Below are 24,506 nucleotides of genomic sequence, written 5' to 3' on the forward strand. Positions count from 1 at the left end.
CAGTTGCGCCGGAGACCGGCTGGTCGTGATCACCGCAGCTCTCGCCCTTGCTGATCACCGGCTACGGCCGGTGCCGCCGACGCGCGCCGCCCGGTCATCCGCCGCTGACCCACGACTCCCCACAGGACAGCCCGATTCCCGGAAGGAAAGCATCGTCATGGCCAAGAACGTTCACTGGCTCGTCGCAGGCGCCACCTTCTCCAGCGACGGCGTGCGCGCCACCGCTGCCGACGCCTGGAAGTCCGCGCGCTGCGTGGCCGAAGCCGCAGCGGCACCGACATCTCCGTCACCGAAGCGGACTACGTCGCCGCCATCGAACGCCAGCGCGCCCGCTACTGCTGACATTCCCAGCACCGCCACAACCGAACACCGCGCACCCACCCCGGTGCGAACGCATCCCGTCCCGGCCCCTGCTGGCCGGGGCGCGTTCGTGCCCAGCAACCGATCACGGAAGCGAGGAACGCCACGATGTCGACCGCACACGACAACCTCACCGCCATCGCTGCCCTGCTTGACCACGCCGGACTCGGTCCGGTCGAGGTCTACGCCACCCCGGCCACCGGGATTCCCGACGGCGTGGTGACCGCGGAACTGCCGCCCGGCCCCGACGTCGCCCGGCGCCTGCTGCGCTGGCTGGAATTCCTCGACGTCATCGACGCGATCGCCGGGAAGTACCACGAGCGCGACACCGTCCTCCGGCTCACCGTCCGCGGCCTGACCCCGAGCGGAGCGCCGATCTTCGTCGTCGGCGGGTTCGACGAGACCACCGACCCGGCTGCGGTCGCGCTGATCCTCGACCAGATCGAACGCCAGGACATCGCGCGGCTACTGGCCTCCCTGGCCGAGCGCGAGCGCGGCATCGCCAGCTGACCCGCCCGCATCCCGACCCGAAGGGACCTTCCACTATGGACGCTTTGACTCCGTACCGTGCCACCGCACGTGCTCCCGGCGTGTGGGCGCACCAGCTGCTCAACACGGCGCCGTCCGCCCCGCTCGCCGACGTCGTCGGCGAGATCGCGGCCATGTCCGTGGCCACCGGAGAGCCAATCACCGCCTACGCCCGCACCATCGGCGGCTTCATCCCGTCAGTCCTGCTGGCACGTGACCCCAGCGTCACCCACGGCGTCCCGGACGTGTCCGACTGCGAACGCGTCGCCGCCGCACTCGCCGCCGGCGACCGCTGGCACAGCGCCGGGCAGGTGGTGCATTCGGTGGCTCTGGTCGCGATCGGGCTGCGGGAGGGCTACGACCCGGCCGCCCGGGTGCACACGCTGGCGGAGTTCCGGGAACGGCTGCTGCGCGACACCGGAAGGTGGAGCGGCTGGCCGGCCGAGCTGATCTCGGCCCGCCCGCAGCCCGACGGCACCGCGCAGGTCTACCACGAGCCGGGCGTGCTGACCTTCGCCGACGACGGCCAGCTACTCGCGCTGGCCGCGATCGCCTGCGACTTCGGGCAGGAGCGGTTCGTCGCCCACGACTGGAACACCTACCGCACCACCGCCTACTGCCGCGCCGCCGGGCCGGACAACACCTAGGCCGCGGGGGTGAGCGGCCGTGGCGGAGGCGGAGAAGTACCGCGCGGCTGACCTCGCCGCGTGGCTGACCGAGCACGAGAACGCCGGCACCGGCCCGGCCCGCCGCGCGGGCCGGGCGGTGGCCGGGGCCTGGAACCGCCGCGAGTTCTACGCCTCGGCCACCGTTCCCGAGCTGGCGCGGCTGCTGCGCGCGGCCAAGCAGCCGGTGTCCGATGTGGACCGGCTGGCCGGTGCGCTGGCTCGGGCGTTTCGGGTGCACCTGCACGACGTCGCGGCCTGGGATCCCCGGCCCGACTGGCGAAAGGAGATCGGCGCATGAGCGAAGCCGCCCGCGCCGCGCTGGAGGCGGTCGCCTTGGAGATGGCTGGCAGAGGGTGGGCGGTGTTCCCGATCCAGCCGCACCGCAAGTGGCCGCCCGCCTGGCACCGCAACGACACCTGCCCCGGCCGCGGGCCCTGCGCCGCCGGGCACGTGACGCCGGAGTCGCTGGCCACCACCGACCCGGAGACGATCACGCGGGTATGGGCGCGGGCCCCGTACAACGTCGCGGTGTTCCCGGGCAAGTCCGGGTGGCACGTCATTGACTGCGACATGCGCAAGCCCGACGAACCGCCCGGCCCCGACGGCTGGGAGGAATTGCAGGCGCTCGCCGCGCGCGTCGGCGGCCCGCTGCCCGACACCTGGACCACCTCGACCCCCAGCGGCGGACGCCAGCTGTGGTACCCGGTGCCGCCCGGGGTGCGGCTGGGCTCGACCGTCCAGCACATCGCGGCGCACGTGGACACCCGCGGCTGGGGCGGCTACGCGCTCGCCCCGGGCAGCGTCCGCCCGGACGGCGCCTACGAGCTGCTCGACGACACCGAGGGCCCGCAGCTGCCGGGGTGGTTGATCCAGGCCAGCGTCAAACACCCGCCCACGGCCAGCACAGCGCGCAGCCAGAAGCCCGTGGCCGTCCCGAGCGCGTACGCGGCGAAAGCCGTGCGGGACGAGTGCGCCCGCGTCGCAGCGGCCCCGCCAGGGCAGCGGAACAAGACGCTCTCGACCGCCGCCTACGCCCTCGGCCAGCTGGTCGGGGCGCGGCTGCTGGACGAGGACTACGCCCGCGCCGAGCTGCGGGCCGCGGTCGCGACCTGGAACACCCCCGACTCCGCCGTCAAGGACGACGGGGTGATCGAGACGTCGCTGGCGGCCGGGGGCCGCAACAAGCGCCGCGTCAACCGCAAGGAGGCCGCGTGAGATCCACCCTGATCGCCACCATCGGCCCGGCCGGCGCCGGGAAAACCACTCGTCGCCACCGGCATGTCCCGCCGATGGCCAGGGTGATCTCCCTCGACGAACGCCGGGCCGCGCTCTCGCCGTGCGGATGCTCCGGCGACCCGTCGGTCAACGCCGACGCCGTCGCGGCCGCCACCGCCGACACCCGCGCGGTCCTCGCCTCGCACGGGACGGTCGTGTGGGACACCACCGCCTACCTCCCGCAGTTCCGCGCGCACCTGCTCGACCTCGCCGCGGAGTTCGACGCCCGCACGGTCGGGCTGGTGATCCTGCCGCCGCTGCTGACCGTGCTGGCCCAGAACCGCCGCCGCGACGGCCGGGTCTGCGCGGTATGCGGGACGGCGCGACGAGTCCCCGACCCCGTCGTGTGGGCCATGCACGCCGCGATCACCGAGGCACTCCCGATCCTGCACCGCGAAGGCTGGCACAGCCTGCACTTCCTGTCCCTGCCGCCATACCTGCACCACCGACACCACGGGAGGAACACCTGATGGCCGCCATCGTCCACCGCTGCGCCTGCGGGCACCTCGACAGCTTCCACAGCCCGACATCCAAGGGCGACAGCGAGCCCTGCCGCATGGCCCGCTGCGACTGCGCCGACGTCGACCCCGGCCCGCCGGAGGTCATCCCGACCTGGCGCGCGGTCACCCCGTTCGCCACGGCCGAGCCCGACCCGGTCGTGATCGAGCCCGGCACGGTCGACGGCCCGGGGCTGGGGCGGCTGTGCGACTGCGAGGACTGCCAGCGCCTCTACGACAGCGAAACCGCCGCGCAAGTGGCGTGACCTCCCCGGTGGCACGACCCCACTCCCGGGGAAAGGAGGTGACCGGCCGTGAACTGCATCATCTGCGATGAGGACGACCAGGAGAACTGCGCGAAGAGGAACCCCGACAAGTGGCGGGAGATCCTGACGAACGACTGACCACATCGGACACCACAAGGGGCCGGGCACCACGCGTGCCCGGCCCTTCCCATGCCCGCCTGCCGAGAGTGAGCTACCCATGACCGCCGCCCATTCCGTTGCCGCGCAGCCGACCGTGGCCGTGCTGGCCGAGGTTTCCGCCGAACGCACCCGCCAGGACGAACTGTGGGGCGAGCAGAACCACCCCGACGGCACCGGCAGCCGCACCGTCGCCGGTCGTCTCCGCCACGCAGCGCGCGTCTGGTGGGAACGGCGCCGGCTGTGCCGGGCCGACAACGCCGACCGGATGACGTGGCGCCACGTGCTACGCGAGGAAGTGGCCGAGGCACTGGCCGAACACGACCCCGCCCTCCTGCGGGCCGAGCTGGTCCAGGTCGCCGCGACCGCCGTGTGCTGGATCGAAGCCATCGACCGCCGTACCCACTTCGACGGCGCGCCGGAAGCGCCCGCCACCCAGGAGGTCTGCTGATGTACACCGTGACCGACTTGTTCTGCGGGGCCGGAGGCTCCGGGCTCGGGGCCACCGCCGTGCCCGGGGTGCAGCTGGTGATGGCCGCCAACCACAGCCCGCAGGCCATCGAGACCCACCAGGCCAACTTCCCCGGCTGTGACCACGACTGCGCCGACATCTCCCAGGTCGAACCGCGCCGCTACCGCCGCACCGACATCCTGTGGGCCTCCCCGGAGTGCACCAACCACTCCATCGCCAAAGGCCGCGCCCGCGCCAAGAACCGCGACCAGGGCGTGCTGTTCGGCGAGGAGCCGGTGCCCGACCACGTGGCCGAGCGGTCGCGGGCGACGATGTGGGACGTGCCGCGGTTCGTCGAGGCGCACCGCCACGACGTCGTGATCGTGGAGAACGTGGTGGACGCGGCGAAGTGGGGAGCCGTTCCGGGCGTGGCTGGCCGCGATGGACTGCCTCGGCTACGACCACCGGGTCATCTCGCTCAACTCGATGCACGCCCCGGCCATCGCCGTGCCGCGGGCACCGCAGAGCCGGGACCGGATGTACGTGGTGTTCTGGCGCAAGGGCAACCCGGCCCCGGACCTCGACATCCGCCCGCCGGCGTGGTGCCCGGTGTGCGAGGCCGAGGTGGCGGCGGTGCAGTGGTTCAAGCCCGGCCGCGACGTCGGCCGGTACCGGCAGCAGTACCTCTACCGCTGCCCGAACACCACGTGCCGCAACACGGTCGTCGAACCGTACGTGGCGCCCGCCGCGTCGGTGATCGACTGGGCCGACCTCGGCGAACGGATCGGCGACCGCGACACCCCGCTCTCGGAGAAGACGATGGAGCGCATCCGGGCCGGGCTGGAGCGCTACGCGCGGCCGATGACGTTCGAGGCCACCGGCAACACCTTCGTCCGGCCCGGCTCCGGCTACGCCCGCGGCTGGCCCGTCGACTGGCCGACCGCGACGCTGACGACGTCGCAGACCCGGGCGTTGCTGGTGCCCTCCGGCGGCACCCGTAACGAGGACGCCCGCCCGGTCGGCGACCCGTTCCGGACCCGCACCACCAGCGAGTGGGAAGGGCTGCTGGTGCCGCTGGAGGGCCGCGAGGGCAAGCACGCCGCCAGCACCGCCGACCCGATGCGCACGCAGACCGCGCGGCACGAGACCGCGCTGGTGGTCCCGTACTACGGCACCGGTGTGGCCCGCCCGGCCGGGCGGCCGTTGCCGACGATGACCACCGTGGACACCGCCGGGCTGGCGTTCATCGCCGAACTGCGCGGCGGCGGCTCGGACGCCCGGCACGTTGCGGAGCCGCTGGCGACGGTGTGCGCGTCGGGCAACCACCACATGCTGGTGCGGCACAACACCGCCCGCGGCAATCCCGGCCAGATGTGCACGCCGGCGACCGAGCCCGCCCGCACGCTGACCACCGCCGGGCACCAGTCGCTGGTGGGCTGGCCGGACACCGCCCCCGCGGCCGAGGACTGCACCTTCCGGATGCTGTCGGTTGGTGAGGTGCAGGCGGCGATGGCGTTCACCCCGGACTACGTCATCACCGGGTCCAGCAAACGCGTCAAGGTCCGTCAGCTCGGCAACGGCGTCACCCCGCCCGCCGCCGAATGGCTCGTGGGCGCCGCGGTCGCCTCGCTCGAATCCACCCGGCGGCGTGCCGCTTGATCGCAGGTCGCTACGGTTTCGGCTGGTTTCCGGGTGCCGGGCTCTGAGCTGGACCGGCGGCCAGTTCTGACACATCGGCGTTTTCAACTCGGTTGATCAGCTTGTCGGAGACTTCGATGTATGCGAGAGCGCGGTCCAGGTCGACCACGTCCCGTCCTTCACCGTGACTGAGCGCGTCGCGCAGGGTGGCAAGCTCAAACAGCGACCGTAACTCTGCATCGGTCAGTATCCCGAGGTCTAATGCAGCAACGGCGATTTTTCGTACAGGAGCCAAGTTCCGCGGCTCACCGATAATTGGTTCTAGCCTGTCGCGCAGCGTCTTCTCCAAGCGGCCAAAGGATTCGAGGATTGCCGCTGCCGGAGCCAGCGCTGCGAGCTGGCGCATGTCCCCAGCCGCTGCCTCGGCCCCGATGTGAGGGGTGGGCTTATCCGGGTGGCCGAATGTCTTAATAAGTGTTCGCCCGTCCTTCGGCTTGTCTGCTGGTATGCCCGCGTTGATTTGCGCGTCAGTCAGCGTGCGGTCGAACTCAAGCTCGAACCCGCTGGGGCCAGCCTTTAGTGCCTTCAGTGGCCCGGACGCCAACATCTTGGTCAGTGCCCGCCGCAAGGCCAGGACGATCAACAACACACACGCGGGCCAGGCGAGCGAACCAATAACGGAACTCGTGAATTCCATCCAGCCCACTGTGTGCCCCCTCATTCAGTCACAGACCTGTGAGTAAACCACGCCCCGTCCGTCGCCCGAGCCAGGGCGCTCCGGCTAGCTGGGCATCGCAACCCAACCGAAGGAGGTGAAACGCTGATGACGACCCGGGAAACGTGGCCGTGCGCCGACTGCGGGCACTGCCACTACGCCAGCCAGGAATGCGCCGACCACCCGTGGACCGACTGGTGCCCGTACGAGGGCCTCGACTGCCCGCCTGACGTCAAGCAGCGGCGGGCCGCCGCGGAGGCGGAGTTGCTCGAACGCTACGGGCCGAACCCGACGCTCGACGAGCTTCTGCCGCCCGCTGAGGACTGATCACGGCCTTTGCTCTACCCGCACGACCAAAAAGGGGAACGCCATGGCGTCCACACCTGACAGCGCGCCGAACCGGTCACGTCCGCTGTGGCCGATCGGTGCCGGGGGCCGCCCGATCCTGAGGGTCGGTGAGGACCCCGAAACCATCCGAGTCCTGACCGCGGCCCTCAACGACCGCATCGTGCCCGACACCTACGTCAGCGACGGCGCCCCGGTCGTCGTGGAAGAGATCTCCGGCGCGGCCGGCCCCGCCACCGGGGACGACGACGTGGCGCTCCCGATCACCGCGTCGGTGCTCAAACCGCCGCTGCTGGCCGGGCTTCTGGCCGAGCACACCCAGATCATCCAGACGAAAACCAAGGGAGGCGACGAGGAGGTGACTCCGGCCGGGCACGTGCTCGGTGCGGTGCTGGCCCGCCAGCACTGGCCCGGCCTGCCCGTGCTGCGCCGGATCATCTCCACCCCGGTGATCCGCCCGGACGGCACTTTGCTGCAAACGCCGGGCTACGACCCGGCGACCGGGTTCTACCTCGCGGCCAACGACGACCTCGCGCCGATCCCGGACCACCCCAGCCCGGACGAAGTCGCCGCGGCGCGGGAATTCCTGCTGGAACGGTTCCTGCGGGACTTCCCGTGGCGCACGCCGGCGGACCGGGCGAACTACCTGGCGCTGCTGGTCACCCCGCTGATCCGCCCGTATACCCGGGCATTGTCGCCGTTCGGGATGATCGAGGCGTCCATGCCCGGCTCCGGCAAAACCATCCTGACCGGGTGCGTCGGGCTGCTGGTGGGGCAGAAGGTGCACACCTGGAACGACTCGGAGGACGAACTCCGCAAGACCATCACCACCGTGCTGGCGGACTCGGCCGGGGTGGTGGTGTTCGACAACCTGCCGGAGGGGTCGGTGGTGAAGTCGGCGGTGCTGGCGCGGCTGATGACCGAGCGGACGTGGTCGGATCGCCGGCTGGGCACCAACGCCGCGGCGACGTACCCGAATGACCGGCTGTGGCTGGCCACCGGGAACAACCTGCACACCGGCGCGGACATGGCCTCCCGCACGGTGTGGGTGCGCCTGGATCCGAACTGCCCGCGGCCGGAGGCCCGGACGGGGTTCACGATCCCGAACCTCGACTCCTGGATCCTCGACCCGGTCAATCGGGCCACTGTGCTCCGGCACGTGCTGATCATGGTTCTCGACTGGACGAACCACGGCGCACCGACCGCCAGCTCGGTCCCGCAGATGCGGCAGTTCACCGCGTGGGCCCGTCAGCTCGGCGGGTTCCTGGAGCATCACGGGATCGGCGGGTTCCTGGCCAACGCGGCGGCCAACCGGGACCTCGACGACGACAACGCCGAATGGCGCTCGTTCTTGCTGACCTGGCACGAGATCTACGGGGACCGGGCGCTGACGGCGAAGGAGCTGACCATCAGCGGTCAGGACAGCCTGGTCGGTACCGACGTGTGGAACGGGACGTTCCCGACCAACGCGGCCGGGCGTCCGTTGACGACGAAGTCGCTCGGGAGATTGCTGGCAGGGCATGTGGACCGCTGGCACGGCGACGTCGTGTTACGCAGCGTGCTCGACAGCCACAAGAACGTCCTGACCTACACCGTCGCCAAGCAAGATCCCTAGAGACACGAGCTGGAAGAAACCCGCAAACCCGCAAAAGATCTTGTTCTAGCTTCCTGACCAGGGGAAACAGGTTCATGATCGTTTGCGGGTTTGTCGCGGGTGACGAAGCTGCAAACCCGCAAACCCGCCGATCTGCGGGTTCAAACCCGCAAACCCGCAGAGAAACCCGCCAGCAAACTCCCAGGTCAGAGGCCATGTTGCGGGTTTGCGGGTTTGCGGGTTTCTCTCTGCCCCGCCGCACAGCAGTACCCAAACCCGCCGTGCCCTCCCTGCCAGCCTGCCCGGCCAGGCAGGCACCCAACGTAACCGCTCAGCCGTTCACGCCGCGCTCCGTAGCCGCCACTCGGCCGCGGGGCGCGGCCCGCATCTGGAGGTTCATGACATGCCCACGCCAGACGAAAAACTCACCATCCCGCAGGTCTGTGACGAGCTTCAGATCGCGCGCTCGACGTTCTACGACTGGCGCGCGAAGAACCTCGGCCCGAAGTGCATCCGCCTGCCGAATCGCAAGGTGCGCGTGCGCCGCTCCGACCTCAACCACTGGCTCGAATCCCAGGAGGCTGCATGAGTGACCTCACCTACGACGTCAAGATCTGGAACATCGAAACGCGAAGCGGGAAAAGGAAGACGTCGTATCGCGTGACCTGGTTCGTGGCAGGGGAGCGCTTCGATGAGACGGCCAACCACTATGCGCTGGCTGAAAGCTTCCGATCGGATCTGGTTGCGGCAGCTCGACGAGGCGAGGCCTTCGATCGCATCCGAGGGCTGCCGATCTCCAAGTTGCGAAGTGAGTCGGACATGCCGTTTTTCGCTTTCGCCTGCAAGTACGTCGACATGAAGTGGCCGCGCGCTGCCGGGAAGTCGCGAGCTGGCAACGCCGACGCGCTGGCGTCGGCGTTGCCAGCGATGTTGTCGACCACCCGCGGCAGGCCCGAAGACGGGGTCCTTCGTCGTGCGTTGACCGGATGGGCCTTCAACAAGAAGAGGCGAGACAACGCCAAGCCGGCTGAGATTGAGCGTGCCTTGAAATGGCTTCAGGCGAACACCCTTCCCGTGTCACGGATGGACGACACGGCCAAGCTTAGGGAGGTCCTGGACCAGATCTCGCTCAAGCTTGACGGGACACAGGCCGCCGCGAAAACCGTCAACCGCAAGCGTGCGGTGATCTACAACGCACTGGAGTATGCCCATGAGCTGAAACTCATCAGGGCCAATCGTCTGTCCGAAGTGAAGTGGACCGCACCGAAATCCGTGCGGGCGATCGACAAGCGCGTTGTCATCAACCCCGCGCAGGGCAAAAGGCTGCTGGCGGCCGTCGCGGCACAGAAGGTCGACACAGCGCCGCGACGCTCGTCCGGGCCGATGCTCAAGGCGTACTTCGCGGTGATGTATTACGCCGCTCTGCGCCCGGAAGAGGCCGCCATGCTGTGTAAGCGGGACTTGCAGCTGCCGGAGAGCGGATGGGGCGAGCTGCTGCTCTCCGAGACAGCCCCGGTGACGGGCGCGGCGTGGACAGACTCGGGGGAGCGACGCGATCGTCGCCAGCTCAAGCAGCGCGGCAAAGGGGAGGTGCGGCCGGTGCCGTCCCCGCCGCCGCTGACGGCGATATTGCACGAGCACCTGAGCAACATCGGGACGGCCGCGGACGGCCGGCTGTTCCGGAACCTCACCGGCGGAGATATCGCGGAGTCGACCGTCGCACGGGTGTGGAACAACGCGCGCCGCGCGGCGCTGACCGAAGAGGAGTACGCCTCCCCGCTCGCAAAGCGGCCCTACGACCTTCGGCACGCGTGCGTGTCGACCTGGCTGGCGGCCGGCGTGCCGTCCACACAGTGCGCGGAATGGGCGGGGCACTCCGTCGCGGTGCTGCACCAGATCTACGCCAAGGTCATCGCCGGCCTGGAGTCCGCGGCGCACCAGCGGATCGAGCAGGCGCTCGACTGGCGCGACCAGTCCGACGAGTAGGCCGCGAGAGTCCTCCCGGCTAGAGCAGAACTCGGGGGCGTATTGGGGGTGAACGCCCGTTCATAACCAGATCTGGCCGGATACAGCCGGACAACATGCGACCGGCCCCGCACCTGTTTTGCCTGGTTGCGGGGCCGGTTTCGGCTGGTCATGAGGCGTGCCCCCGGTGAGATTCGAACTCACACTGGACGGGTTTTGAATCCGTTGCCTCTGCCAGTTGGGCTACGGGGGCGCGACGCAGTAACCCTACGGGATCACCGCCTCCCGCTGACCTTCGGGGGCGGGAGTGTCGTTCGCGCCACTTCGTGGTGAACGCCATCTCGGGAACTGGATCGTTCCCGGTAGGCTTCAGGTTCGCGGGAAGCCGCGAAAACCGACCCGTCCCGCCGAGTCTTCAGGAGGACCCCGGTGACCGATCAGGCTACCGAGGCCAACGGTGCCGCCACCGTGCCGCAGCGACGGGTGCTCGTCGCGGAGGACGAGGCGCTCATCCGGCTGGACCTCGTCGAAATGCTGCGCGAAGAGGGCTACGAAGTCGTCGGGGAAGCCGGCGACGGGGAGCAGGCCATCGCGCTGGCCACCGACCTCAAGCCCGATCTCGTGATCCTCGACGTCAAGATGCCCAAGCTGGACGGCATCGAGGCCGCTTCGAAGATCACCGGGGACCGGATCGCGCCGGTCGTCATCCTCACCGCTTTCAGCCAGCGTGATCTCGTCGAACGCGCGAGGGACGCCGGGACCATGGCGTACCTGGTCAAGCCGTTCGCGAAGCGGGACCTCGTGCCCGCCATCGAACTCGCCGTCAGCCGGTTCTCCGAGCTGCAGGCGCTCGAGGCCGAGGTCGCCGGGCTCACCGATCGGCTCGAGACGCGCAAGGTAATCGACCGGGCCAAGGGGCTGCTCATGAGCCGCCAGGGGCTCACCGAGCCCGACGCCTTCCGGTGGATCCAGCGGACCGCCATGGACCGCCGGACCACCATGAAGGCCGTGGCCGAGGCCGTCGTGGAGAGCATCGGGAGCTGAACGCTCCGGAAAGGGGTGTGCCCGGGAAACCGGGCGCACCCCTTTTTTCGTGACGCTCCGGGTGCCCGAAAGGGCGCTGTTGGTACCTTTGCGAACCTTCCCGGCGTGGCCGGGCGCGGTGATCGACTCGTGGTCCGTAGACTCTGCACACCTTGAACCGGGCGTCAAGGGGCAGTCTGCGGGCTGTTGAGCACCGAGAGTTACCACCCGCTGGTCGGATTACGACGAGCGGGTGTAAATCATACGTTAATACTCGTGACGACCGTCACGATGTGGCTACAAGACCACGTGTGACTCTGTGCAACGGCTCCCGGGGCGGCTACTTTCAGCGGCCAGTCAGGTCCCACATGGGGACAGCCGTCCTACCGGGCGGTCAGGTGGCATTTGGAGGAACGAGTGCAGAAAGCACGACTTGCGCGGTTCATCGTGCTGGCCGCTGCCGGGGCCATTTCGCTCAGCGCGTGTTCGGCACGGACCGACAGCGGCTCGGGTGACAGCAGCGCGAGCTCGCAGTCCCAGGCCGCGGCGCCGTCCGCCGCCGCCGACGCGGCCGACCCGGCCGGTGACGGCAAGGCCCAGTGTGCCCCGACCTCCATCGCGTACGCGGGCACCATCAACGGCGCCAACGCCGCGCTGGGCGTCAACATCCTCAACGGCGCGAAGCTCGCCGTGGACCAGCACAACAAGGCCAACCCGGGCTGCCAGGTCAAGCTGGAGCAGTTCGACACCGAGGGCACGCCCGACAAGGCGCCCGGCATCGTGACGCAGATCGTCAACACGCCGGCCATCATCGGCGTCGTCGGCCTGCCGTTCTCCGGTGAGTCCAAGGCCGCGGGCAACATCTTCAACGGCGCGGGCCTGGTCACGGTCACCCCGTCGGCGACCAACCCGACCCTGAGCCAGAACGGCTGGAAGACCTTCTTCCGCGGTCTGGGCAACGACAACACCCAGGGCCCGGCCGCCGCGAAGTTCATGACCGGTGAGCTCAAGGCCGCCAAGGTGTGCGTCATCAAGGACGACTCCGACTACGGCACCGGCCTGGCCGCTTCGACCATCCAGGCGCTCGGCGACAAGGGCACCTGCCAGGACAGCGTCAAGACGAAGCAGACCGACTTCTCGGCCGTGGTCAACAAGATCAAGAGCGAGAAGCCGGACGCGGTGTTCTACTCCGGGTACTACCAGGAAGCCGCTCCGTTCGCGCAGCAGCTGAGCGACGCCGGCGTCGAGGCCAAGTTCGTCGGCCCGGACGGCGTCAAGGACGACGAGTTCGTCAAGGGCGCCGGCGAGGCGGCCTCGAAGGCGTACTTCACCTGCCCGTGCGTCCCGGCGGACCAGTTCACCAAGTTCACCGACGCCTACAAGGCCGCGGTCGGCAAGGACCCGGGCACCTACTCGCCCGAGGCCTACGACCTGGCGACGATCCTGCTCAAGGGCATCGACGCGGGCAAGAAGGACCGCGCCGGCCTGCTGGACTTCGTCAAGTCCTACGACGGCCAGGGCATCACGAAGCACTTCAAGTGGGACGACAAGGGCGAGCTGTCCAGCACGACCGTGTGGACCTACAAGGTCGAGGGCGGGAAGATCGTCCGCAACACCGAGATCAAGTAGCGCAACGCTTCCGTTCTGATTCCCGGGGTGCTCGCCCGGCGGCTGGATCCCGCCGGGCGAGCACCCCGGTCCCACATGGAGAACTAGTGTGTCATTGACTCATCACTTGGCCTCGGTCGTTCTGGCGCAGAGCGACAGCTGGATCACGTTCGACGTGAACGCGTTCCTCGACCAGTTCTGGAACAACACGTTCGACGGTCTCGCCTACGGCAGCATCTACGCGCTCGTGGCGCTGGGCTACACGCTCGTCTACGGCGTCCTGAAGCTCATCAACTTCGCCCACTCCGAGGTCTTCATCTACGGCGTCTACGCGACGTGGTTCACCTTCTACGGCCTCGGGTTCCGCCCCGGTAACACGCCCACGCTCACCGTGATCGAGCTGATCGGCTTCCTGCTCCTTGCGTTGCTGGCGTCGATGGCGATCTCCGGCGGCACGGCGGTGGTCCTCGAACGGGTCGCCTACCGGCCGCTGAGAAAACGGGGGGCACCCAAGCTGGTCTTCCTGATCACCGCGATCGGCGCGTCCTTCGTGCTGCAGCAGCTCATCTTCATCTGGCGCGGCGGCAACCCCGAACTGGGCATCCGCCTGATGCGCAACCAGGAAGTCTTCACGCTCTTCGGCGGCAGCATCACCAACGTCACGATCATCACGGTCGTCGCGTCGATCCTGCTGATGCTGGGCGCCAACTACTTCGTCAACAAGACGAAGTTCGGGCGCGGCATCCGCGCCGTGGCGCAGGACCCGGACACCGCGACGCTGATGGGCGTCAACAAGGAACGCGTCATCATGCTGACCTTCCTCATCGGCGGTCTGCTCGCCGGTGCGGCGGCGCTGTTCTACATGATGAAGATCCCGCAGGGCGCGTGGTACCAGGGTGGCTTCCTGCTCGGCATCAAGGCGTTCACCGCGGCGGTGCTCGGCGGTATCGGCAACCTGCGCGGCGCGCTGCTGGGCGGCCTGCTGCTCGGCGTCGCGGAGAACTACGGCCAGTCGCTGTTCGGCGGCGGGTGGCGCGACATCGTCGCGTTCGTGCTGCTGGTGCTGGTCCTGATGATCCGGCCCACCGGCATCCTCGGTGAGTCGCTCGGAAAGGCCCGGGTATGACGACGACCTCGACCCAGCCGGCGGTGGCGAGCCCCGGCAAGCACTCGCTGCGCGAGCGCTGGAACAACCTGAGCCGCGTCCAGCAGTGGGTCATCCTGATCCCGCTGGTGGTGCTGATCTACTTCCTGCCGGTGCTGAACCCGCCGATCCTGACCACCCAGCCGGGCTACGACTTCCCGATCGCGATGTTCGAGGTAGCCCGCTACGCGCTGGTCGCCATCGGCCTCAATGTCGTGGTCGGCCAGGCGGGCCTGCTGGACCTCGGGTACGTCGGGTTCTTCGCCATCGGCGCGTACGTGATGGCGCTGTTCACCAGCCCCGACTCGTCGCTGTCGCACCTGCCGTTCCTCGTCGTGCTGCCGATCGCCATGGTCGTGACGATGGTGTTCGGCGTGATCCTCGGGACACCGACGCTGCGGTTGCGCGGTGACTACCTGGCGATCGTGACGCTCGGGTTCGGCGAGATCGTCCGCCTGCTCGCGGACAACGTCGGCCCGCTGCGCGGTAACTCCGGCTTCAAGGAGGTCGGGCACCCGCCGGGCACCAACGCCGACGGCTCGGCGCTGTTCAACAACTCGAACGGCACGCCGTGGTACTGGCTGTGCGTCACGCTGATCATCGCCGTCCTGTTCCTGGTCGGGAACCTGGAGCGCAGCCGCGTCGGCCGCGCGTGGGTGGCCATCCGGGACGACGAGGACGCGGCCGAGATCATGGGCGTGCCGACGTTCAAGTTCAAGATCTGGGCGTTCATCAGCGGCGCGGCGATCGGCGGCCTCTCCGGCGCGCTCTACGCCGGCCAGCTCGGCTTCGTGAACAACCAGAAGTTCGACGTCGTCACGTCGATGCTGTTCCTGGCCGCGGTGATCCTCGGCGGTTCGGGCAACAAGGTCGGCGTCCTCCTCGGTGCCTGCGTGGTCGCCTACGTGCCGCTGCGCTTCCAGGCGATCGCCGAGTACAAGTACCTGATCTTCGGCCTGGCGCTGATCATCCTGATGATCTTCCGGCCGCAGGGCCTGCTCGGTGCGCGCCAGCGGCTGCTCGCCTACGGCAGGCAGGCGTACCAGCGCCTGCTGGGCCGAGGTGAGCAGATCAGCAGCGACGGCGCGCTGCAGACCGAACCGACCCCGGGGAGCAAGCCATGACCGAGCCCCAGAACGGCGGGCCCGAGGTCGTCGCGGAGGGCGGCCTCGTCGCCGAGCTGCAGCAGATGACGGCGGAGGAGCGGGCCGAGCACGACGCCGAGGTCGCCGAGGTCGTCGCGCCGGACCGCGACATCGAGGTCGAGGTCGGCGAGACGCTGCTCGAGGTCGACGACGTGACGATGCGCTTCGGCGGCCTCGTCGCGCTCGACCAGATCTCCTTCGGCATCCGCCGCGGCGAGATCCTCGGCCTGATCGGGCCGAACGGCGCGGGCAAGACGACGTGCTTCAACGCGATGACCGGCGTCTACCGGCCGACCTCGGGCGAGGTCCGGCTGGAGGGCAGGGCGCTGGGCAAGACGTCCCGGCACGGCATCACCCAGCTGGGCATCGCGCGGACGTTCCAGAACATCCGGCTCTTCAGCGAGATGACCGCGCTGGAGAACGTCGTCGTCGGCACCGACGCGCGGCACAAGACCAGCCTGCTCGGCGCGCTGGTCCGCTCCCCGCGGCACCACCGCGAGGAGAAGGCCGCCGTCGAGAAGGCGATGGCCCTGCTGGAGTTCGTCGGCATCGCCGACCGCGCGGCCGACCGGGCGAAGAACCTGCCCTACGGCTACCAGCGGCGCCTGGAGATCGCACGGGCGCTGGCCACCGAGCCGAAGCTGCTCTGCCTGGACGAGCCCGCGGCGGGCTTCAACCCGGCGGAGAAGGAAGACCTGATGGGCCTGATCCGGACCATCCGCGACGACGGCTACACCGTGCTGCTCATCGAACACGACATGAAGCTCGTCATGGGCGTGACCGACCGGATCGTGGTGCTGGAGTTCGGCAAGAAGATCGCCGAAGGACTGCCCGCCGAGATCCGCGAGAACCCCGCGGTGATCGCGGCCTACCTGGGGGTGCCTGACGATGACGTTGCTTGAGTTGTCGGACGTGTCCGTCCACTACGGACGGATCCAGGCGGTCTCCGGGCTGTCCATCTCGGTCCAGGAAGGCGAGATCGTCACGCTGATCGGGGCCAACGGCGCCGGCAAGTCGACGACGATGCGGGCCATCTCGGGCATCCGGCCGATCTCGTCGGGCAAGATCACGTTCGCCGGCGAGGACATCTCCAAGCTGCGCGGCGACCTCCGGGTGGTCCGCGGCATTTCGCAGGCACCGGAAGGCCGCGGGATCTTCCCCGGCATGACGGTCATGGAGAACCTCGACATGGGCGCCTACGCCCGCAAGGACCGCAAGGACCTGGCCGAGGACCTGGAACGGGTCTTCGAGCTGTTCCCGCGGCTGGCGGAGCGCAAGACGCAGATGGGCGGCACGATGTCCGGCGGCGAGCAGCAGATGCTCGCCATCGGGCGCGCGCTGATGGCGAAGCCGAAGCTGCTGCTGCTGGACGAGCCGTCGATGGGGCTCGCCCCGCAGTTCATCCAGCAGATCTTCCGGATCATCACGGAGATCAACAAGCAGGGCACCACGGTGCTGCTGGTGGAGCAGAACGCGCAGCAGGCGCTGTCCCGCGCCCACCGCGCGTACGTGCTCGAGACCGGCCGGATCACCAAGTCCGGCTCGGGCAAGGAGCTGCTCGCGGACAACAGCATCAAGGAGGCCTACCTGGGCGTCGGCTGACGTCCCGGGGAAGCCCGTGAAGGCCTCCTTACCGGTCGAAAACGCCGGTAAGGAGGCCTTCACGGCTTTGCACAACAACCACTGGTTGTCGTCGCGGCCCGAAAGGCTGTTGGACCCCGCCGCTCGTCTCGCGGTTTCCTTGGGGCACAACGAAACCGAGGGAGCGCGAAATGATCGAGGGTATCGCGGCCGGGGTGCCGTTCGTGGCGGCGCCGCCGGCGGATCCGGACGCGCCGGCGGCGCTGGTCGCGGGCTGGCACCTGATGGACCCCCCGGCGAGCGAGCAGGCGATGGCCGACGCCGTGCCGATGGCGGGCCTGCAGGCGTGGCGGGTGTACTTCGGCCTGCCGCTGACGGGGGCGCGGCTGCCCGAGGGCGGCTACGACGAGGTCTTCCGGCGCGCGAGCGAGGACGCCGTGCTGAACGTCTTCGAGCCGGTCACCGAGCAGGCGGCGGGCGAGTTCCCGGCGGCGCTGGCCGAGCTGCGCGAGCGGCTGCCGGGCGCGAGCGGGCCGCTCGGGGTGTTCGGCGGCTCGGCCGGGGCGCTCGTCGCGCTGGAGGTGCTGGCGCGCGGGGACGCCGAGATCGCGGCGGCCGCGGTGGCCAGTCCGGTCGTCCAGCTCGCGCCGATGATCGCCGCCAACGAGCGGCGGTTCGGGGTGACCTACGCGTGGACCGAGCGGTCGCGGGCGGTCGCGGCGCGCTACGACTACGTGAACCGGGCCGGCGAGCTGTCCGCGCCGCTGCTGCTGGTCGCCGGGGCGGCCGACGACATCGCCGTGCGCGAGCCGGCCGCGGCCCTGCACGAGAAGCTGGGCGCCGAGCTCGTGACGGTCGAGGGCATGGCGCACGAATTCCCGCCGGGGACGCCGGAAGCGGCCCGCGTCGACGCCGCGTTCACGGAGTGGTTCGGGCGGAAGCTGCGAGGATGACGTCGTCGTCCGGCACCCAGGCGTGCGCCGGGTCGTAAGCGCACCAGTCCTCCTCGCGGCTGGTGCGCCCGGCCAGCGCTGTCAGCCGCTTCAGGGCCGGGTGCGCCTTGCCGCGCCGCCAGACCAGCGACCACGGGAACAGCGGCGACGGCTCGAACGGCAGCACTTTCAGGTTCAGGTCGGGCGCGAGCTCCATGTCCGCGCCGGCCAGCGTGACGCGCCGCTTGCCGTAGCGCGTCTGCTCCAGGGTGTGCCGCAGGTCGTAGCTGACGCCGGAGTCGTCGACCGGCACGCCGAAGCGGGTGCACAGCTCGTGCACGTAGGACAGCCATTCGGCGGGGCCGCTGTGGCCCGGCAGCCAGATCCCGTCGGCGCGCAGGTCGGTCAGCGGGAGCGCGTCCTGCACGGCGAGCGGGTGTTCCGGGGCGAGCAGGGCGACCAGCGGTTCGAGCCGGACGACCCGGTGCTCCAGCTCGTCCGGTAGCGGCCGCCCGAAGCCGTTGACCCGCCCGAAAGCGGCGTCGAGCTCGCCGGACAGCAGCTTCTCGACGGCGTTGGCGAACCCGCCGCCGGCGACCTTGTCCACCCGCAGCGCCGGCTCCCGCTCGGCGAGCCGGCGCAGCAGGAACATCGGGGACAGGCGGTAGTCCAGCAGGTCGAGGCGCAGCGGCCGGTCGTCGGCGCCCATCGCGGCCACCGCCGCGTCGGCCACCCGCACCAGCTCGCGCGCGTGCGGGAGGAACCGCTCGCCCTCGGCGGTCAGCTCGACCGACCGGTTGGTGCGCACGAACAACGGCGTCGCGAGGGCGTCCTCCAGCTTGCGGATGCGCTTCGACAGCGCTTGCTGGGTGAGGAACAACCCCGCGGCGGCCCGCCCGAAGTGGCGCTGCTCCGCCGTCACCACGAACGCCCGCACCTGGGCGAGGTCGAGGTCCACGGGGCTCAGGCGCCCGGCGGGCGGTCCCGGACGACGCAAGTGAGCCGCGCGGTGCAGGTGCGGCGGCCCTCGTCGTCGGTCAGCACGATCTCCGCGGTGATCGTGCCGCGGCCGACGTGCAGCGGCGTCGCGACGCCGGTGACCGTGCCCGCGCGCACCGCCCGGTGGTGGGTGCAGGACAGCTCGAGCCCCATCGCCGCGCGGCCCGGGCCCGCGTTGAGCGCCGCGACCGTCGAGCCCAGCGCCTCGGCGAGCACCGCGTTCGCGCCGCCGTGCAGCAGGCCGTACGGCTGGAGGTTGCCCTCGACCGGGATCGTGCCGACCACGCGTTCGGCCGTCGCTTCGAGCAGCTTCATCCCGATCTTGTCGTTCAGCTGCTGGTCCGCCGCCGCCGGGTCGATGCCCGACAGCCGCTCCACGTCGATGGGGGCGGCACTGTCCGTCACACAAAGCTCCTGTTCCTATGCGACACGTAAGAGTGTCGGACCCTCAGCCTAGACTCGGCCCCGTGAGCCCGAGTGAGAAGACGACCGTTGCCAACGCCACAGGAACGACCAGCATCGCCGAGCGCCCGAAGCTCCTGCTGATCGACGGCCATTCGATGGCCTACCGCGCCTTCTTCGCGCTGCCCGCGGAGAACTTCAAGACCAAGACCGGCCAGGTCACGAACGCGGTCTTCGGCTTCACCTCGATGCTCATCAACCTGCTGCGCGACGAAGCGCCGACCCACCTGGCGGTCGCGTTCGACCTCTCGCGCAAGACCTTCCGCTCGGAGACGTTCGCCGACTACAAGGCGAACCGCAGCTCGACGCCGGACGAGTTCCGCGGCCAGGTCGACCTGGTCAAGGAGGTCCTCGACGTGCTCGGGATCCCGTCGCTGACGAAGGAGAACTTCGAGGCCGACGACATCATCGCCACGCTCACGACGCAGGCGACGGCGCAGGACTTCGACGTCCTGATCTGTACCGGCGACCGCGACGCGCTGCAGCTGGTCACCGAGCAGGTGACGGTGCTGTACCCGAAGCGCGGCGTCTCGGAGATGACCCGGTTCACGCCGGACGCCGTCGAGGAGAAGTACGGGCTCACCCCGCGGCAGTACCCGGACTTCGCGGCGCTGCGCGGCGACCCCTCGGACAACCTGCCGAACATCCCGGGCGTCGGCGAGAAGACCGCCGCCAAGTGGATCAAGCAGTTCGGCTCGCTCGACGACCTGATCGACCGCGTCGACGAAGTAAAAGGGAAAGCGGGGGAGGCCCTCCGGGCGCACCTGAGCTCGGTCCAGCTGAACCGGCAGCTCACCGAGCTGATCCGGGACGTCGAGCTGGAGATCGGCCCGGACGGGCTGGAGCTGCGCCCGTGGGACCGCGAAGCCGTGCACGCGCTGTTCGACGAGCTGGAGTTCCGCGTGCTGCGGGACAGGCTGTTCGCGACGCTGCAGAGCGCCGAGCCGGAGGCCGACGAGGGCTTCGAGGTCTCGGGTGCCGCGCTCGCGCCCGGCGCGCTGGGCGCGTGGCTGACGGCGCACGCGGGCAAGGGGCAGCCGGTGGCGCTGGCGTTCCGCACGGTCGGCGCGTCCGTCCGCTCCGACCTGCGCGCGGTCGCTTTCGCGGCGGCGGACGGCGAAGGCGCGTACGTCGACGTCACGGCGATGGACCAGGCGGACGACGCCGCGCTCGCCGCGTGGCTCGCCGACCCGGAGATCCGCAAGACCGGCCACGACCTCAAGGTCCCGCTGCACGCGATCCGCGCCCGCGGCTGGGCGCTGGCCGGGCTGGCCATGGACACCGCGCTGGCCGCGTACCTGGTGCGCCCGGGGCAGCGCACGTTCGAGCTGGACGACCTCGCGCTGCGGTACCTGCACCGCGAGCTGCGTTCGGAGACCGACGGCGGCGACGGGCAGCTGTCGCTGCTCGACGGCGGCGCGGAAGGCCTGGAGCAGAAGGAAATCCAGGAAGAGCTCGTCAAGGCCCGCGCCATCTTCGAGCTGGCCGGCGCGCTCGAGAAGGAGCTGGAGCAGATCGGCGGCGCGAAGCTGCTCGCCGAGCTGGAGCTGCCGCTGCTGGAGGTGATCACCGAGCTGGAGATCGCCGGGGTCGCCGTCGACCTGGAGCAGCTGACCGCGCTCGAAGCGCACTACCTGTCGCGGGTCACGCAGGCCGCCGAAGAGGCGTACGCGGTGATCGGCAAGCAGATCAACCTCGGCTCGCCGAAGCAGCTGCAGGTCGTGCTGTTCGACGAGCTCGGCATGCCGAAGACCAAGCGCACCAAGACCGGCTACACGACCGACGCCGAGGCGCTGCAGGGCCTGTTCGAGAAGACGGAACACCCGTTCCTGCAGCACATGCTGGAGCACCGGGACGCGACGAAGCTGCGCACGACGGTCGAAGGGCTGATCAAGGCCGTCGCCGACGACGGCCGCATCCACACCACGCTGCTGCAGACCATCGCGGCCACCGGGCGGCTGTCCTCGACCGAGCCGAACCTGCAGAACATCCCGGTCCGCACCGAGGAAGGCCGCCGCATCCGCGACGCCTTCGTCGTCGGCGAGGGCTTCACCGAGCTGATGACCGCGGACTACAGCCAGATCGAAATGCGGATCATGGCGCACCTCTCGCAGGACGAAGGCCTGATCGAGGCGTTCAACTCCGGCGAGGACCTGCACACGTTCGTCGCGTCGCGCGCGTTCTCGATGCCGCCGGAGGAGATCACGCCGGAGCTGCGCTACCGCGTCAAGGCGATGTCGTACGGCCTCGCGTACGGGCTGTCGGCGTACGGGCTTTCGCAGCAGCTGCGGATTTCCACCGAAGAAGCCAAGGAGCAGATGGAGGCGTACTTCACCCGCTTCGGCGGGATCAGCGACTACCTCCACTCGGTCGTCGGCGTCGCGGCGAAGAACGGGTACACCGAAACGGTCTTCGGCCGCCGCCGCTACCTGCCGGACCTCAACAGCGACAACCGCCAGCGCCGCGAGATGGCCGAGCGGATGGCGCTGAACGCCCCGATCCAGGGCAGCGCGGCGGACATCATCAAGGTCGCGATGCTCAACGTCCACCGCGAACTCGTCAAGGCGAAGCTGAAGAGCCGGATCCTCCTGCAGGTCCACGACGAACTCGTGCTGGAGGTCGCCGAAGGGGAGCGGGAGCAGCTGGAAGAGCTGGTGCGCCACGGCATGGGCTCGGCGTACGAACTCGCGGTGCCCCTGGAGGTCTCGGTCGGCTACGGGCGGTCCTGGAACGAAGCGGCGCACTAGTTTCACGCAGCGTCACGACCCGGATCACCGGGTCGTGACGCTGGTGTACTCGGGCGGCCGTCGTCGCGCGCCGGTCGCCGCGGCGATGCTGGCCTCCATGGCCAGTGACTTCCAGCGACGCAAGATCTCCGTCGTCTTCGGCGCGATGGACGCCGACGAAGACGGGTACCTGACGGAGTCCGACTTCCGGGCGCTCACGGCGAGGTGGCTCGACGTGAGCGGCACCGACGGCGGCACGCCCGAGGGCGGGAAGCTCGCCGCGATCATGATGGGCTGGTGGGCGACCCTGCGCGACGCCTCCGACCGCGACCGCGACGGTAAGGTCTCCCTCGACGAGGTCCTCGGCGTCGTCGATGAACTCCCGCGGATGCCCGGCGCGGTCACCGGAACGGCGTCGGCGATGTTCGAACTCCTCGACACCGACACCGACACCGACACCGACACCGACACCGACACCGATGGCGACGGCGACGGGCGCCTGTCTCACGACGAGTTCACCGCCCACTGGTACGAGTTCTGGGCCGGCGACGACCCGGCCGCGCCGGGCAGCTGGGTGTTCGGGCGGGTCTGAGGAGCCCGGGCGCGGCGGTGCAGAACCGGGTGATCTTTCGGGCAAACCGCCGAACGAGCCACCGGTCCCGCTGAGCGGTTCCCCGGCTGCCTCGCACACTCACTCGCGGACGAAAACCGTTGGCATTGCGACGAACGGAGGACTCCGTTCGGGTGAGCCATTACCGCTGGGTAGGGAGGTCGGCGCCCGGCTCGCGGCGATCACGGCGTAGGGTCCGCCGAATGGGGTTCGAGCGTGAGCGACGACGCTGGCGGGTCCGGCTGCACGACGAACTCGGCCGGGTGTGCGGGGCGGGCACGGTACTGGACGAGTACCACGTGCTCACGAGCGCGCACGTCGTCGAGACCGCCGGCGGACCGAAGTCCGCGCTGACCGTCGACTTCGTCGGGCTGGCCGAGGCGCTGCCCGGCGCCGCGACCGTCGTCGAGGGCTGCTGGGTGCCTTCCGACGGCGGCGGCCACGGCGATCTCGCCCTGTTGCGCCTGGAACGCCCCGAATCGCGCGTTTTCCGCGCCCCGCTGCACCGCATGCCGCTGGGCGAACACCAGCTGGTGCGCGCCTTCGGGTTCCCGCCCGGCTCGGTCGGCCGGTGGACGCACGCCCGGCTCGGCGCCCCGGAACCGACCGGCGGCGAGTGGGTCCGCCTGTTCCGCACCACCGAAGCCGAACCGCTGGGCCCCGGGTTCGGCGGCACCGCGGTGCTCGACGAGGCGACCGGCCACGTCGTCGGCGTGGTCGTCGGCAAGGACAGCGGGACGTGGATGGTCCCCGTCGAGACGATGCTCGGGCACCTGCCGCAGCTGAGCATCTGGACGTCCGGCAGCCCGGCCGTCGACGCCAGCTTCTCGCGCCCGGTCGGCGAAGCCGTCGACGTCTCGTTCGTGCGGCAGGTCGCGGACTGGTTCGCGAAGGCCGAGCCCGGCACCGTCTGGGTGGTCGACACCGGCGAGGCGGGCTCGCCCGTCGCGGCGGCCCTGCGGTTCGGCATCGTCCTCGCCGACCGCGAACGCTCGCTCGGGGTGGCGGGCCTGCCGCCCGCGTTCGGGCCGATGCCGCCGGCGGGCAGCGTCGACCTGGCCGTCGACGCCACCGGACGTACCGCCGACGCCGTCCGCCACCGCATCGCCGACCGGCTGACGAACGGCGTCGCGGGCCGCACCCTGGTCGTCGACGCGATCGACGACTCCGCCGAACCCGACCGGCTCGTCGGCGAGGTGCTCGCGCCGCTGGCCGGCCGCGCCGCCGAACTCGGCCTCCGCCTGCTGCTCGGCTTCCGCGAGGAGTCGTCGCCGGGGGTGGCGGCGGTGCGCGCGGGCACGGCCGCGGCCCGCCCGGCCCCGGACGACCTCGCCGGCCGGCTCGAGGTGCTGACGCAGGCCGTGGCGGAGCTGGCGGAGATCGAGGCGTACCAGCTGCGCGTCGCGACGCGCTTCACGGGCGTGGCGATGCTCCCGGCCCGCGCCCATCGTCTGCGCGGCGCCCTCAAGCAGCTGCGTTCGGCCGAGGTCGACGGCGACGCGGAGTGGGTGGAGCGCCACATCGACAGCCACGAGCACGCGGTCGCCCCGGCGGTCGAGGACGGCCGCCGCCAGCGCGCGGTCCTCGACGGACTGATGGCCCGCCGCGAGGAGTTGCGCGCCCGCCTGGCGGGCGACCACGAGCTGGCCCGGGAGCACGGCTTGGCCGCCGATCCGGAACTGGAGCAGGCGTACGCCCCGGCGAAGCGCCTGCTGATCGACGGCCCCTGCGAGCTGACGGCAGCGGCCACGGCGGTCGACACCTACGCGGCCGCGGTCCGGGCCCGCCTGGAAGACCGCCCCTGACCTCAAAGCCGTG

The 24,506-nt window shown here is 70.1% G+C and carries 26 protein-coding genes, 1 tRNA gene and 1 pseudogene; 23 read left to right on the plus strand and 5 right to left on the minus strand.

The window, feature by feature from the left end:
• Window positions 1–171 precede the first annotated feature (171 nt).
• Window positions 172–345 (minus strand): hypothetical protein, encoded by a 174-nt coding sequence (locus H4696_RS48955; RefSeq protein WP_158104422.1) that lies wholly within the window; start codon window positions 343–345, stop codon window positions 172–174.
• 123 nt (window positions 346–468) lie between these two features.
• Between H4696_RS48955 and H4696_RS48960 the strand changes: the two genes are divergently transcribed.
• From H4696_RS48960 to H4696_RS48995, 9 genes and pseudogenes are all read left to right on the plus strand, one after another.
• Window positions 469–870 (plus strand): hypothetical protein, encoded by a 402-nt coding sequence (locus tag H4696_RS48960; RefSeq protein WP_086864770.1) that lies wholly within the window; start codon window positions 469–471, stop codon window positions 868–870.
• Window positions 871–914: 44 nt separating this feature from the next.
• On the plus strand, window positions 915–1,535 hold the full coding sequence (locus H4696_RS48965) for a hypothetical protein (RefSeq protein WP_143265406.1): 621 nt from the start codon (window positions 915–917) through the stop codon (window positions 1,533–1,535).
• Window positions 1,536–1,554: 19 nt separating this feature from the next.
• Window positions 1,555–1,854, plus strand: a complete 300-nt coding sequence (locus tag H4696_RS48970; protein WP_086864772.1) for a hypothetical protein — start codon at window positions 1,555–1,557, stop codon at window positions 1,852–1,854.
• Complete coding sequence (locus H4696_RS48975; protein WP_086864773.1) at window positions 1,851–2,771, plus strand: bifunctional DNA primase/polymerase; 921 nt, start codon at window positions 1,851–1,853, stop codon at window positions 2,769–2,771. The genes H4696_RS48970 and H4696_RS48975 overlap by 4 nt, the downstream gene beginning before the upstream one ends.
• Window positions 2,768–3,301 (plus strand): AAA family ATPase, encoded by a 534-nt coding sequence (locus H4696_RS48980; protein WP_158104423.1) that lies wholly within the window; start codon window positions 2,768–2,770, stop codon window positions 3,299–3,301. The genes H4696_RS48975 and H4696_RS48980 overlap by 4 nt, the downstream gene beginning before the upstream one ends.
• The gene (locus H4696_RS48985) at window positions 3,301–3,594 is read left to right on the plus strand and encodes a hypothetical protein (protein ID WP_086864775.1); all 294 of its coding nucleotides are present in this window, start codon (window positions 3,301–3,303) and stop codon (window positions 3,592–3,594) included. The genes H4696_RS48980 and H4696_RS48985 overlap by 1 nt, the downstream gene beginning before the upstream one ends.
• Window positions 3,595–3,811: 217 nt before the next feature.
• Window positions 3,812–4,201, plus strand: coding sequence for a hypothetical protein (locus H4696_RS48990; RefSeq protein ID WP_086864776.1), 390 nt, complete (start codon window positions 3,812–3,814; stop codon window positions 4,199–4,201).
• Window positions 4,201–4,536, plus strand: a pseudogene (locus tag H4696_RS50605) (DNA cytosine methyltransferase); the annotation flags it as partial. The gene H4696_RS48990 and the pseudogene H4696_RS50605, both read left to right, overlap by 1 nt.
• A 106-nt stretch (window positions 4,537–4,642) precedes the next feature.
• Entirely contained in the window at window positions 4,643–5,860 is a 1,218-nt protein-coding gene (locus H4696_RS48995) for a DNA cytosine methyltransferase (protein ID WP_225958358.1), read from the plus strand.
• Window positions 5,861–5,870: 10 nt separating this feature from the next.
• Here the strand turns inward: H4696_RS48995 and H4696_RS49000 are convergent, their stop codons facing one another.
• A complete protein-coding gene (locus H4696_RS49000; protein WP_143265408.1) occupies window positions 5,871–6,536 on the minus strand; it encodes a hypothetical protein in 666 nt (221 codons plus the stop codon).
• A 126-nt stretch (window positions 6,537–6,662) separates the two neighbouring features.
• Between H4696_RS49000 and H4696_RS49005 the strand changes: the two genes are divergently transcribed.
• The 4 genes from H4696_RS49005 (at window position 6,663) to H4696_RS49020 (ending at window position 10,479) form a co-directional block, all read left to right on the plus strand.
• Window positions 6,663–6,881 (plus strand): hypothetical protein, encoded by a 219-nt coding sequence (locus H4696_RS49005; protein WP_086864777.1) that lies wholly within the window; start codon window positions 6,663–6,665, stop codon window positions 6,879–6,881.
• Between the two features lie 43 nt (window positions 6,882–6,924).
• The gene (locus tag H4696_RS49010; protein ID WP_086864778.1) at window positions 6,925–8,514 is read left to right on the plus strand and encodes a hypothetical protein; all 1,590 of its coding nucleotides are present in this window, start codon (window positions 6,925–6,927) and stop codon (window positions 8,512–8,514) included.
• 382 nt (window positions 8,515–8,896) lie between these two features.
• On the plus strand, window positions 8,897–9,082 hold the full coding sequence (locus H4696_RS49015; protein WP_086864779.1) for a helix-turn-helix transcriptional regulator: 186 nt from the start codon (window positions 8,897–8,899) through the stop codon (window positions 9,080–9,082).
• Window positions 9,079–10,479 carry a tyrosine-type recombinase/integrase gene (locus H4696_RS49020; RefSeq protein WP_086864780.1) on the plus strand — a complete coding sequence of 467 codons (1,401 nt, stop codon included), beginning with the start codon at window positions 9,079–9,081 and terminating at the stop codon, window positions 10,477–10,479. Before H4696_RS49015 ends, H4696_RS49020 begins: the two co-directional genes overlap by 4 nt.
• A gap of 158 nt (window positions 10,480–10,637) precedes the next feature.
• Here the strand turns inward: H4696_RS49020 and H4696_RS49025 are convergent.
• Window positions 10,638–10,711, minus strand: a tRNA-Leu gene (locus H4696_RS49025).
• A 176-nt stretch (window positions 10,712–10,887) separates the two neighbouring features.
• Between H4696_RS49025 and H4696_RS49030 the strand changes: the two genes are divergently transcribed.
• The 7 genes from H4696_RS49030 (at window position 10,888) to H4696_RS49060 (ending at window position 17,912) form a co-directional block, all read left to right on the plus strand.
• On the plus strand, window positions 10,888–11,502 hold the full coding sequence (locus H4696_RS49030) for an ANTAR domain-containing response regulator (protein ID WP_020646628.1): 615 nt from the start codon (window positions 10,888–10,890) through the stop codon (window positions 11,500–11,502).
• A 426-nt stretch (window positions 11,503–11,928) separates the two neighbouring features.
• The gene (locus tag H4696_RS49035; RefSeq protein ID WP_192783146.1) at window positions 11,929–13,110 is read left to right on the plus strand and encodes an ABC transporter substrate-binding protein; all 1,182 of its coding nucleotides are present in this window, start codon (window positions 11,929–11,931) and stop codon (window positions 13,108–13,110) included.
• Between the two features lie 106 nt (window positions 13,111–13,216).
• Window positions 13,217–14,215 (plus strand): branched-chain amino acid ABC transporter permease, encoded by a 999-nt coding sequence (locus tag H4696_RS49040; RefSeq protein ID WP_211299661.1) that lies wholly within the window; start codon window positions 13,217–13,219, stop codon window positions 14,213–14,215.
• On the plus strand, window positions 14,212–15,357 hold the full coding sequence (locus H4696_RS49045) for a branched-chain amino acid ABC transporter permease (protein ID WP_086858837.1): 1,146 nt from the start codon (window positions 14,212–14,214) through the stop codon (window positions 15,355–15,357). Before H4696_RS49040 ends, H4696_RS49045 begins: the two co-directional genes overlap by 4 nt.
• Window positions 15,354–16,280 (plus strand): ABC transporter ATP-binding protein, encoded by a 927-nt coding sequence (locus H4696_RS49050; protein ID WP_086858836.1) that lies wholly within the window; start codon window positions 15,354–15,356, stop codon window positions 16,278–16,280. The genes H4696_RS49045 and H4696_RS49050 overlap by 4 nt, the downstream gene beginning before the upstream one ends.
• Window positions 16,267–16,980: an ABC transporter ATP-binding protein gene (locus tag H4696_RS49055; protein WP_086858835.1), complete on the plus strand. Its 714-nt coding sequence runs from the start codon at window positions 16,267–16,269 to the stop codon at window positions 16,978–16,980. Before H4696_RS49050 ends, H4696_RS49055 begins: the two co-directional genes overlap by 14 nt.
• Window positions 16,981–17,150: 170 nt before the next feature.
• Entirely contained in the window at window positions 17,151–17,912 is a 762-nt protein-coding gene (locus tag H4696_RS49060) for an alpha/beta hydrolase family protein (RefSeq protein ID WP_086858834.1), read from the plus strand.
• Here H4696_RS49060 and H4696_RS49065 read toward each other — a convergent pair.
• Both H4696_RS49065 and H4696_RS49070 read right to left on the minus strand, forming a co-directional pair.
• Complete coding sequence (locus tag H4696_RS49065; protein WP_086858833.1) at window positions 17,878–18,849, minus strand: LysR family transcriptional regulator; 972 nt, start codon at window positions 18,847–18,849, stop codon at window positions 17,878–17,880. The genes H4696_RS49060 and H4696_RS49065 overlap by 35 nt on opposite strands.
• Window positions 18,850–18,854: 5 nt before the next feature.
• Window positions 18,855–19,295 carry a PaaI family thioesterase gene (locus H4696_RS49070; RefSeq protein WP_086858832.1) on the minus strand — a complete coding sequence of 147 codons (441 nt, stop codon included), beginning with the start codon at window positions 19,293–19,295 and terminating at the stop codon, window positions 18,855–18,857.
• 62 nt (window positions 19,296–19,357) lie between these two features.
• On the opposite strand from H4696_RS49070, the gene polA reads away from it, so the two are divergent.
• From polA to H4696_RS49085, 3 genes are all read left to right on the plus strand, one after another.
• Window positions 19,358–22,099, plus strand: coding sequence for a DNA polymerase I (gene polA / locus H4696_RS49075; protein WP_086858831.1), 2,742 nt, complete (start codon window positions 19,358–19,360; stop codon window positions 22,097–22,099).
• A gap of 97 nt (window positions 22,100–22,196) precedes the next feature.
• Complete coding sequence (locus H4696_RS49080; protein ID WP_169734938.1) at window positions 22,197–22,670, plus strand: EF-hand domain-containing protein; 474 nt, start codon at window positions 22,197–22,199, stop codon at window positions 22,668–22,670.
• 221 nt (window positions 22,671–22,891) lie between these two features.
• Window positions 22,892–24,493 carry a trypsin-like peptidase domain-containing protein gene (locus tag H4696_RS49085; protein ID WP_086858830.1) on the plus strand — a complete coding sequence of 534 codons (1,602 nt, stop codon included), beginning with the start codon at window positions 22,892–22,894 and terminating at the stop codon, window positions 24,491–24,493.
• Window positions 24,494–24,506 lie beyond the last annotated feature (13 nt).

Origin of the sequence: Amycolatopsis lexingtonensis (genome assembly GCF_014873755.1) — a bacterium.
Classification (GTDB): Bacteria; Actinomycetota; Actinomycetes; order Mycobacteriales; family Pseudonocardiaceae; genus Amycolatopsis; species Amycolatopsis lexingtonensis.

What these genes read in the sequence shown, in the direction of transcription:
- H4696_RS48955 (WP_158104422.1), bottom strand. Translation starts at nt 345, where the DNA reads ATGTCAGCAGTAGCGGGCGCGCTGGCGTTCGATGGCGGCGACGTAGTC.
- H4696_RS48960 (WP_086864770.1), top strand. Translation starts at nt 469, where the DNA reads ATGTCGACCGCACACGACAACCTCACCGCCATCGCTGCCCTGCTTGAC.
- H4696_RS48975 (WP_086864773.1), top strand. Translation starts at nt 1,851, where the DNA reads ATGAGCGAAGCCGCCCGCGCCGCGCTGGAGGCGGTCGCCTTGGAGATG.
- H4696_RS48985 (WP_086864775.1), top strand. Translation starts at nt 3,301, where the DNA reads ATGGCCGCCATCGTCCACCGCTGCGCCTGCGGGCACCTCGACAGCTTC.
- H4696_RS48990 (WP_086864776.1), top strand. Translation starts at nt 3,812, where the DNA reads ATGACCGCCGCCCATTCCGTTGCCGCGCAGCCGACCGTGGCCGTGCTG.
- H4696_RS48995 (WP_225958358.1), top strand. Translation starts at nt 4,643, where the DNA reads ATGGACTGCCTCGGCTACGACCACCGGGTCATCTCGCTCAACTCGATG.
- H4696_RS49000 (WP_143265408.1), bottom strand. Translation starts at nt 6,536, where the DNA reads ATGGAATTCACGAGTTCCGTTATTGGTTCGCTCGCCTGGCCCGCGTGT.
- H4696_RS49005 (WP_086864777.1), top strand. Translation starts at nt 6,663, where the DNA reads ATGACGACCCGGGAAACGTGGCCGTGCGCCGACTGCGGGCACTGCCAC.
- H4696_RS49010 (WP_086864778.1), top strand. Translation starts at nt 6,925, where the DNA reads ATGGCGTCCACACCTGACAGCGCGCCGAACCGGTCACGTCCGCTGTGG.
- H4696_RS49015 (WP_086864779.1), top strand. Translation starts at nt 8,897, where the DNA reads ATGCCCACGCCAGACGAAAAACTCACCATCCCGCAGGTCTGTGACGAG.
- H4696_RS49020 (WP_086864780.1), top strand. Translation starts at nt 9,079, where the DNA reads ATGAGTGACCTCACCTACGACGTCAAGATCTGGAACATCGAAACGCGA.
- H4696_RS49045 (WP_086858837.1), top strand. Translation starts at nt 14,212, where the DNA reads ATGACGACGACCTCGACCCAGCCGGCGGTGGCGAGCCCCGGCAAGCAC.
- H4696_RS49050 (WP_086858836.1), top strand. Translation starts at nt 15,354, where the DNA reads ATGACCGAGCCCCAGAACGGCGGGCCCGAGGTCGTCGCGGAGGGCGGC.
- H4696_RS49055 (WP_086858835.1), top strand. Translation starts at nt 16,267, where the DNA reads ATGACGTTGCTTGAGTTGTCGGACGTGTCCGTCCACTACGGACGGATC.
- H4696_RS49060 (WP_086858834.1), top strand. Translation starts at nt 17,151, where the DNA reads ATGATCGAGGGTATCGCGGCCGGGGTGCCGTTCGTGGCGGCGCCGCCG.
- H4696_RS49080 (WP_169734938.1), top strand. Translation starts at nt 22,197, where the DNA reads ATGGCCAGTGACTTCCAGCGACGCAAGATCTCCGTCGTCTTCGGCGCG.
- H4696_RS49085 (WP_086858830.1), top strand. Translation starts at nt 22,892, where the DNA reads ATGGGGTTCGAGCGTGAGCGACGACGCTGGCGGGTCCGGCTGCACGAC.